This window comes from Moorena sp. SIO4A5 (assembly GCF_010672005.1).
Taxonomy (GTDB): domain Bacteria; phylum Cyanobacteriota; class Cyanobacteriia; order Cyanobacteriales; family Coleofasciculaceae; genus Moorena.
In genome coordinates this window covers 1-8,215 of the sequence record NZ_JAAHHZ010000025.1, presented here as the reverse complement: position 1 = coordinate 8,215, position 8,215 = coordinate 1, and the positions used below count along the sequence as shown (strand labels likewise).

Below are 8,215 nucleotides of genomic sequence, written 5' to 3'. Positions count from 1 at the left end.
CAATACATTAGTTAAACAAAATCAGTTAGACCAAGCCATTATTTTCTACCAAATCGCCCTCGAGATCCAACCCGAAAATTATGAAGTAAACGCTCAGTTGACCAGGGTTTTGGAAAAACAAGGCAAACTAGGGAGTAGGGAATAGGGAGTAGGGAGTAGGGAGTAGGGAGTAGGGAATAGGCAAGAGGCAAGAGGCAAGAGGCAAGAGGCAAGAGGCAAGAGGCAAGAGGCAAGAGGCAAGAGGCAAGAGGCAACCTTGGCCTTGGCCTATTGGCCACGCTACGCGAATGGCCACGCTACGCGAACAACCTTTTAACCTTGGCCTTGGCCTATTGGCCACGCTACGCGAATGGCCACGCTACGCGAACAACCTACCCTACTCCGACTCCCGATTCCCGACTCCCGATTCCCGATTCCCGACTCCCCAAGAAGAAAGTACCTCACTAAATTGATAACTGCTATTAAAAATGAAAACTGAAAAATCCTATAACGGCACGTTCCTCTATTTCGATTATCCCATAAATCAAAAATCGAGATATGGCTATGGTAAGCCTCCTCATCCCAAACTGTATGAAATAATTAATCGAGGGAGAGAGACTTACAAAACCTATCTCAATAGCTTTTTGCAATACCAGGAAACCCTGCGAAAATTTGCCAATAAAGCCATAAAAGAGCACTCCCCCGAGCCATCACTATTCAATCCTTGGCTCCCTGGTCTTGATGCCGTCTCCCTTTATAGTCTTATTCGTTTGAATAAGCCTAAACTCTATTTGGAAGTTGGGTCAGGGAACTCTACAAAATTCGCTAGGCGAGCGATCAAAGATGGTGGGCTAAACACTAAGATTATATCTATCGATCCTCAACCGAGAGCAGAAGTTGATTTAATCTGTGATGAAGTGATTAGAAAGCCCGTCGAAACTGTCGATATTGCTATTTTTGATCAACTGGAATCTGGGGATATATTATTTGTCGATAATTCCCATCGGGTATTTATGAATTCCGATGCCACAGTAGTATTTTTAGATATTTTTTACAAGTTAAAGCCAGGGGTCATTGTCGAATTTCATGATATCTTTTTACCCTATGATTATCCTCAAAAATGGGACAAGCGCCATTATTCTGAACAGTATGTATTAGCCGCCTACATTTTGGCAGAAGGCAGTAAATTTGATATTATTTTGCCAAACGCTTTCATCGCTTACGATCAAGAGCTAAAAACCATCATGTCATCCCTTTGGCAATTACCTGAAATGACTGGTGTTAGTAAACAAGGAGCTTCCTTTTGGCTTAAAATGAGAGAAGTCTCTTGAGGATTATAGGAAATAGGGAATAGGGAATAGGGAATAGGGAACAGGGAACAGGCAAAAGTTTGAAGGCAAGAGGCAAATTTTAAGGCAAGAGGCAAAAGGCAAAAGGCAAAAGTTTTTTTGATAAACTCTTAAATAATAAACTAGACTAAGGGTGCATCTCCTAAAAGCTGTTTGACACCGTGGTGCGTTACGGGCAGCAACATAACCCTGACTACGAGGCGGAAAATGAGGCCCCCCTAACGCACCCTACGCAACTTTTTTACAAATATGAGATGCACCCCTAGACTAATGGCATCTACTATTAATAAACTAAACTAAATAAACTAGACTAATTTATGACTCTTGCCTCTTGCCTTTTGCCTTTTGCCTATACTTTAGCTATTAATTTATCATAACTACTCTAGAAAAGCCCAGGATTTTTTCCCTGCTCCCTACTCCCTACTCCCTGCTCCCGACTCCCTATTCCCGACTCCCTACTCCCTATTCCCTATTCCCTATTCCCTGTTCCCTTTAAAACCTAACTATGGCAATCAAATTTTGGAATGGTATTGCATTAATTGCAGATGATACCTATAGGACTCAATTAATCCCAAAAGTAGGACGCTTAGATCACGATCAATCACTGCTGAAGGAGATTTTACCCCATATACCAAGGGGTGGTGTTGCCATAGATGTTGGTGCCAACATTGGCGATCACACCATTGCTTACTTGAATAAAGTTGGGATAACTGGTCGAGTGTTAGGATTTGAACCCCTCCCAGAAGCTTATGAATGTCTCACGTTAAATGTACCAGGGGCAGAATCCTATAACTATGCTCTTTCAGACCAAGAAGAAACCCTGAATTTGGTGATTCGACCGAATACAGGAGAGAGTTTTTGCTCCTATTCAGAGAAATCACAAACCATTCGCGCTGTTCCATTAGATTCCTTTGAGTTTACCCAGCTAGACTTGATCAAGTTTGATGTAGAAGGTTGGGAGTTAAAAGCCCTCAAAGGAGCCGAAGAGACTATCTATCAACATCAACCTCGGATGGTGATTGAGATTAACGAGAAAGTATTTAAACGAACCCTCGGGAATCGACAAGAGATTTACGATTTTCTGAAGCGACATGATTACGAGTTACAACCAATACAACCAAAGACCAGCCTCAACACTGAGAGAATTGATGTACTGGCAGTACCAGCAAAAGCACAATACTTCTGCGGCTTTCAGCATAAATTAGGGGAAGCTTACACAGCAAATAATCAGCTTGATCAAGCTATCATCGCTTACCGTCGTGCCATTGGCCTTAACCCCACCATATCTTCCTCTCATCACAACTTGGGGGNCAGCGGAGTTGCAGCAAAAACTGGATGAGCTAGCTAATAACGAACAATTCCTCCAGTTTTCAAAGCTGAGTATTGTGATGAACTGCAAGCATACCAATGGTACCCAGGATATCACCTTTAGTGTGGAGCCCAGCCAAATTGCCTTTGATTTCGCTCGCAGTAAAGCCCGCCCCCATAGTCTCTACAGCAAATTTCCCCTTAAGCTGACTAACTTCGTCTATCTCGACCCTGCTCAACCCGATAACAAGCCTAAAGGGTATCTTACGGTTAAAACTCCCTTGGGCAGTGGTTCTATGCCCGACAGTGGCTTTGGTTTTAACTTCGAGTTTAATTTGGGCAGTTTGGGGGCATTGTCGGGTTCAGCTCAGTTTGTGGTTAATCTGTTGATTATCTGGGAACCGAATCAGGATGGTTCCCAGGAAAAAGCAACAACCTTTGTGGGATTGAGGCTACCGGGAATTGGTGGGGATGTGCTCGGTTTTCCTCTCCAGAGTGTACTGAAGCTGTCCTTCAAGACGGTGGAATTACTGGTTGATTCGACTAGCGCTTCTGGTACAGCTTACTTGTTAAAAATCAAGAAGGTTGCTCTTAAGTTTTTTGTCCTCTCATTTCCCCCCAATGGACAAACCGAAATTGTTATCTTTGGCAATCCTGATGCCACGGATAGTAATGATGCCGTTGGTTGGTATGCTGCTTATGCTAAATAACTACAGCTATCTGGTGGTGCGTCCCCCACCAAAGGTTAATGTCCAACTATTAAAAGCAACGTCAGCTATCAGCTATCAGCTATCAGCTATCAGCTATCAGCTATCAGCTTATAGGTTAGGTCACAGGCTAGAAGCCTGTGCCACGCTAGTTGGCTTTTGAATAAAATAAGCTGACGGCTGACGGCTGACGGCTGACGGCTTACAAAGCCACTAACCAATAGGTTGAATTTAATTTAGATAAACAGGAGATACGATGGCAGAGCAGAAAATCCCTAATTATCAAGATATTAACGATATCCCAACGTTTATGGAGGAAGTACAGACTACCTATAGCATTACTGAAGAATTGCCCATCACCTTATCTGACAATCATCCATTATCTGATATGTGGGCAAAACCAATTACTGTTACGGAAGGTACATCACCAGATCCTTGTTATACGGCTACTGGATCAATTAATGATGAGTTTCCCTTCAATTTTGCCAAGGATTTTCCCTTTGATATTAAAGATTTCAGTTTTCTAACCAACCAAGATGTTGCTCCTGAACTGGCAATGAAGTTGAAGATTGATGTCTTCCAACCTATCCCGGAACCTGAAGATAGGAGGGGGATTAAAGTAACCGTATTTTCGGTACCCCAATCTGATGATTATCCCAATGGTGTCATTGTTAAAAAAGGCTTAACCTTTGTGGACGCAAATGGAAATCCTGTGGCTGATGATAATCTTTCAACAACAAAGATTCCAGAAGAATCAGTGGTGCCACCGGAAGCTGACGTTAAGCTCGATCAACTATAGCCTTTGTATCTCGGTTGTAAACACACGAATTGCTTAAAAAGGCAAGAGGCAAGAGGCAAGAGGCAAGAGGCAAGAGGCAAGAGGCAAGAGGCAAGAGGCAAGAGGCAAGAAGCAAGAGGCAAGATGGGAAAGATATCCGGAGTTTTATTGCCCAATAAAAAAAATACCTCTTAGGTTTACATATCATTTATATATGATATATAATTCAATGGTAAATGTCTAATTTATAATTGTTGTAAATTGATAGTTGTTGAAACTAAATATTTTTGAATAAGGAGCAAAAACATGTCAGATACTAAAGTATTTTTTGGTGTTTCTCTAGAACTGGCTGGAAAGACAATTTCCTTAGAACCTAAAAATGCTATTAATGAAATTAAAGAAAAGGGAATTGAAGTTGAACTTCCGGCAGGGGAGAGTCCACTCGACGAATTCTTAGAGCATTTTCCCAGTGTTAGCCGTGAGCATGCGATCGCAGCCCTTGAATTGGCAAAGGAAATGCTGACAGCCTATGCGAATCCTGCTTGATGAGTGCGCCCCACGACCTTTAAAGCGCGAACTTGCTGATTACGAGATACGCACAGTTGTCGAGATGGGATGGTCAGGAAAAAAGAACGGTGAGTTGCTGCGGCTCATGATTCAGGAGGGTTTCACGGTTCTACTCACTACAGATCAAAATTTGCGTTATCAGCAAAACTTGCAGCAAGCTGGAGTAGCAGTCATTGTTCTTGTGGCACCTAGCAATAGGCTCCCTGATTTAGTTCCTCTGATACCAGATGTTCGTAACGTTCTGAATACAATTGCTCCGGGGGAAGTGATTGAAGTTAAAAGTTCTTGAAAGTTGCGTAGGGTGCGTTAGGGGCGGGCTAGCCCTGATTTTCCGCCTCTTCGTTCCTGGTTGAAACAGCCCGCCCCGTAACGCACCATCAGGTCAAACAGCTTTTAGGAGATGCACCCAATCGTCCTCTCTACTCCCGACTCCCGACTCCCGACTCCCGACTCCCGACTCCCGACTCCCGACTCCCTTTGCTATATGATCTAATTACTCATAACTAGCAACATCAAGTATTCTATTAAGAGCAACGCTCTCATCTGAAATGTATTCCTGAGAAAAATAGTAATAACTGTTAGGCTCATTATCAGGAATCACGCCATTAACGACTAAGCCCAGAACAGTCTGACCAGACTGCTCCAAAAGTCCCTTGGCGAAAGCAGCACTACCGGAATCGACCACTCCAGGTCGGGAAACTAACAGCACACCATCGGTCATTTTTCCTAGGATAGGAGCATCAGCAGCAACGTTTAAAGAAGGGGTATCAATAATCACAAAGTCGTAACGACTAGCAACATGGTTAATCAATGAAGCCATGCGCTCGGAATCCAGAAGCACTGCTGGATTAGGAGGTACTACTCCAGAGGTCAGGACATCCAGAGTCTCGCTCACTGGTTTAATGGCATCCCCTAATTTAACTTGATTAACAAGCATATTGCTCAAGCCCACTTCATTCGATAAATCCCAGATTCGATGTTGAACAGGCTTATGGAGATCAGCATCAATTAGCAATACCTTACTTCCTCGCTGAGCAATCACTGCTGCTAAATTAGCAGACACCGTTGACTTACCTTCTTGAGGTAAGGAGCTAGTCACAGTCACCGCTTTGAGAGCTTTATCTGAACTCAAAAACTTGAGATTTGCTTGCAGCATCCGATAGGATTCACTGATGGGAGACCGAGGCGTATTCCGAACAATAACTTGGGGCGTAAATGGATCTAAAACTTCCTGTGATGGATTTAATAATTGAGATTTACTAAAGTGGGTAATCACACCCAGCAAGGTAAATTTAAATAATTGCTTAACGTCTTTAATCGTTTTCAGAGATTTATCTCTGGTTTCTAAAATATAAATAATTGCTGCGGTGGCCAACAGTCCCTGAAAACAAGCAGCAATATAGGCTATTTTAGCAGATGAAATCGGAATCATCGGCACCTGATCCCCTGCAATAATGCGGGCATTACCCATGTTTTGATTTTCCGCTACATGAATTTCTCCAAGCTTATTTAGCAACAGAGAATAGGTGGATTGGGACACATCAAGTTGGCGTTCTAACTCGCGCTGCTGTTGTTCCAGTCTAGGGAGATCGTTAAGTCTTTTTCGGTAAGCGGTTTGAGCATTGACTAAGGCTTTTGTCTGATTAGCCAAACCTAAACGAGCTGCTTCTAATTCTACTAGCTCTTTAGTCAGGTCTTGTTGTAACTCTCCGAGTTGAAAAAGCTGGCTAGCAGGTTTCGGCTTAGCCTTAGAAACCTGTTTAACTCGTTGGTTTAGGATACCTTTTAGGCTGGCTACCTTACTTTCTAAGTTAGCAATTGTGGGATGGGTGGGTTGGAAACGGTTACGCTCAAGAGCCAGTTCGACTTCCACTTGGCGCAATTCTTGGAGTGCCTCCTGCACCTCAGGAGACTGCTTGAGAGCCGTTAGAGCGATCGCTTGCTTGGAGTTCATGCCCAATCGTTGTTGGAGCGATTCGTACTGGGCATTGACATCAGCCATTTTAGACTGATTTTGAGCAATTTCTTTTTGCAAATCTGTCAGGACTTCGATAGCTGAGCGAGCTTCTGCGTCTAAGGATATCACTTCATTCTCTTGTTTGAACTGACGCAAAGCTGCTTCTGTTTTACTAACAGTAGCTTCTGCTTGAGGTAACTGTTTCTCAATAAACTTCCGAGCAGCTACAGCTTCAGTCCGTTGAAAATCTAAGTGATTTTCTAAATAAATACTCATTAGTTGATTAACAACTGCTGCTGCTTCTTTAGGGTCTTGAGATTGGTAAGACACTTCTAGAAGATCAGTTTTCCGGATATTGGTTACACTGACATTGTGTAAAAAGTATTTAATTGCTAAAGGTTTACCCTGATTATCTTTAAGATTTAGTGCGGTGATTGTCTTTTGAGCCAGAGGCTCAGACATCATGATGTTGGCTTCTGTATCTAGAGGATTACTTTGGTCTACCAGAGGTTGTAAAATACCGATTTCTTTACCTACCTCGGTGACTGAAGACGTCGTATTAAGCCGCTTAAATAACAGCAATCCTTGGGCTACATATACCGGCTTTTGGAATGATGCCACCAAAGACATAATCACAGAAACTGATACAAAAATACCGGAAGCTGGTAGCCAACGTCGCTTCAGGATCCACCAATATTGTTCAAACCTTGAGGATTCAGGAGATTCCATAAATAGCTCAAGAAAAAATTTAAGTACCTGATGCTTATTTAGGGATATCCTAGCCCAGCCAATAGTCTCAATTGTGCCAATACGCCAATTTGAGTACTGTTTGTTGTTTAAGGTTTAATCGGGTTGAAGGTTTAATCAGGTTGAAGGTTGAAGGTTTAATCGGGTTAATTGGATTGTTCGCGTAGCGTGGCCTTTTGGCCAAGGTTGAAGGTTGAATCTTGAAGGTTGAAGGTTAAACCTTCAACCTTCAACAAACTGTAATAGTATTTCCAATAGGGTGACATACTCCCACACTGAATCGTTCGCGTAGCGTCGGCTTCGCCGAAGATTACAGTGTGGGCTTCTTACCAACTCCAGCCATCGCTTAGGATACTCGGTAAGCTTTATTAACGACACGGGATGCCCCTCCGCGCCGGAACAATACAATAAGTTCTGTTTTTTAGGAACGTAGGTGGCTGACAAACCAGCATTTAAGGCCGTAGGCCACGCTACGCGAACGGCTTTGTTTATCAGTAAAATGTATTATAGCAATTTTATTAATACCCTGTGCAAAATTCATCCCACACCTAATGCGTAGCATTAGGTGTGGGATGAATTTTGCCGGACAGCTAAAAAATTGCCGGATTTGACGAGATTATCACCAGAGCACCTGTTTGTATGTCCCAGCACTATTACATTTCTCCCCGGTTTATCGATAAACTGGCGGTTCACATTACTAAAAACTTCCTTGATATACCCCATGTCCGTGTGCCTCTAATTCTGGGAATTCATGGACGGAAGGGGGAGGGTAAGTCCTTTCAGTGTGAGCTTGTGTTCGAGCGCATGGGCATTGAAGCGGTTC

12 protein-coding genes and 1 pseudogene are annotated in these 8,215 nt (G+C 43.0%); 10 read left to right on the top strand and 3 right to left on the bottom strand.

Features of this window, described 5'->3' with window-relative positions:
* Positions 1 to 270 precede the first annotated feature (270 nt).
* The 6 genes from F6K57_RS09740 to F6K57_RS09715 all read left to right on the top strand — a co-directional run bounded on the left by F6K57_RS09740 (position 271) and on the right by F6K57_RS09715 (position 4,142).
* Positions 271 to 447, top strand: coding sequence for a hypothetical protein (locus F6K57_RS09740; RefSeq protein WP_293066972.1), 177 nt, complete (start codon positions 271 to 273; stop codon positions 445 to 447).
* A gap of 20 nt (positions 448 to 467) precedes the next feature.
* Positions 468 to 1,310, top strand: coding sequence for a class I SAM-dependent methyltransferase (locus tag F6K57_RS09735; RefSeq protein ID WP_293066969.1), 843 nt, complete (start codon positions 468 to 470; stop codon positions 1,308 to 1,310).
* A 523-nt stretch (positions 1,311 to 1,833) separates the two neighbouring features.
* Positions 1,834 to 2,667 (top strand): FkbM family methyltransferase, encoded by an 834-nt coding sequence (locus F6K57_RS09730; RefSeq protein ID WP_293066966.1) that lies wholly within the window; start codon positions 1,834 to 1,836, stop codon positions 2,665 to 2,667.
* Positions 2,648 to 3,346 carry a hypothetical protein gene (locus tag F6K57_RS09725; protein WP_293066963.1) on the top strand — a complete coding sequence of 233 codons (699 nt, stop codon included), beginning with the start codon at positions 2,648 to 2,650 and terminating at the stop codon, positions 3,344 to 3,346. Before F6K57_RS09730 ends, F6K57_RS09725 begins: the two co-directional genes overlap by 20 nt.
* Positions 3,336 to 3,506: a hypothetical protein gene (locus F6K57_RS09720; protein ID WP_293023102.1), complete on the top strand. Its 171-nt coding sequence runs from the start codon at positions 3,336 to 3,338 to the stop codon at positions 3,504 to 3,506. Before F6K57_RS09725 ends, F6K57_RS09720 begins: the two co-directional genes overlap by 11 nt.
* Positions 3,507 to 3,599: 93 nt before the next feature.
* Positions 3,600 to 4,142 carry a hypothetical protein gene (locus F6K57_RS09715; RefSeq protein WP_293023099.1) on the top strand — a complete coding sequence of 181 codons (543 nt, stop codon included), beginning with the start codon at positions 3,600 to 3,602 and terminating at the stop codon, positions 4,140 to 4,142.
* Here the strand turns inward: F6K57_RS09715 and F6K57_RS09710 are convergent.
* The gene (locus tag F6K57_RS09710; protein WP_293023096.1) at positions 4,133 to 4,297 is read right to left on the bottom strand and encodes a hypothetical protein; all 165 of its coding nucleotides are present in this window, start codon (positions 4,295 to 4,297) and stop codon (positions 4,133 to 4,135) included. The two genes, F6K57_RS09715 and F6K57_RS09710, sit on opposite strands and share 10 nt — an antisense overlap.
* A 130-nt stretch (positions 4,298 to 4,427) precedes the next feature.
* On the opposite strand from F6K57_RS09710, the gene F6K57_RS09705 reads away from it, so the two are divergent.
* Both F6K57_RS09705 and F6K57_RS09700 read left to right on the top strand, forming a co-directional pair.
* On the top strand, positions 4,428 to 4,667 hold the full coding sequence (locus tag F6K57_RS09705; RefSeq protein ID WP_293066958.1) for a hypothetical protein: 240 nt from the start codon (positions 4,428 to 4,430) through the stop codon (positions 4,665 to 4,667).
* The gene (locus tag F6K57_RS09700) at positions 4,651 to 4,977 is read left to right on the top strand and encodes a DUF5615 family PIN-like protein (protein ID WP_293017330.1); all 327 of its coding nucleotides are present in this window, start codon (positions 4,651 to 4,653) and stop codon (positions 4,975 to 4,977) included. Before F6K57_RS09705 ends, F6K57_RS09700 begins: the two co-directional genes overlap by 17 nt.
* A 204-nt stretch (positions 4,978 to 5,181) precedes the next feature.
* On the opposite strand, the gene F6K57_RS09695 is transcribed toward F6K57_RS09700, so the two are convergent.
* Both F6K57_RS09695 and F6K57_RS09690 read right to left on the bottom strand, forming a co-directional pair.
* Positions 5,182 to 7,374, bottom strand: coding sequence for a polysaccharide biosynthesis tyrosine autokinase (locus tag F6K57_RS09695; protein WP_293066955.1), 2,193 nt, complete (start codon positions 7,372 to 7,374; stop codon positions 5,182 to 5,184).
* Positions 7,375 to 7,441: 67 nt separating this feature from the next.
* Positions 7,442 to 7,576, bottom strand: coding sequence for a hypothetical protein (locus tag F6K57_RS09690; protein ID WP_293066952.1), 135 nt, complete (start codon positions 7,574 to 7,576; stop codon positions 7,442 to 7,444).
* 249 nt (positions 7,577 to 7,825) lie between these two features.
* Here F6K57_RS09690 and F6K57_RS09685 point away from each other — a divergent pair, with 249 nt between their 5' ends.
* Both F6K57_RS09685 and F6K57_RS09680 read left to right on the top strand, forming a co-directional pair.
* Positions 7,826 to 7,951: a hypothetical protein gene (locus F6K57_RS09685; RefSeq protein ID WP_293066949.1), complete on the top strand. Its 126-nt coding sequence runs from the start codon at positions 7,826 to 7,828 to the stop codon at positions 7,949 to 7,951.
* 80 nt (positions 7,952 to 8,031) lie between these two features.
* Positions 8,032 to 8,215 (top strand): annotated as a pseudogene (locus F6K57_RS09680) (ribulose 1,5-bisphosphate carboxylase); the annotation flags it as partial.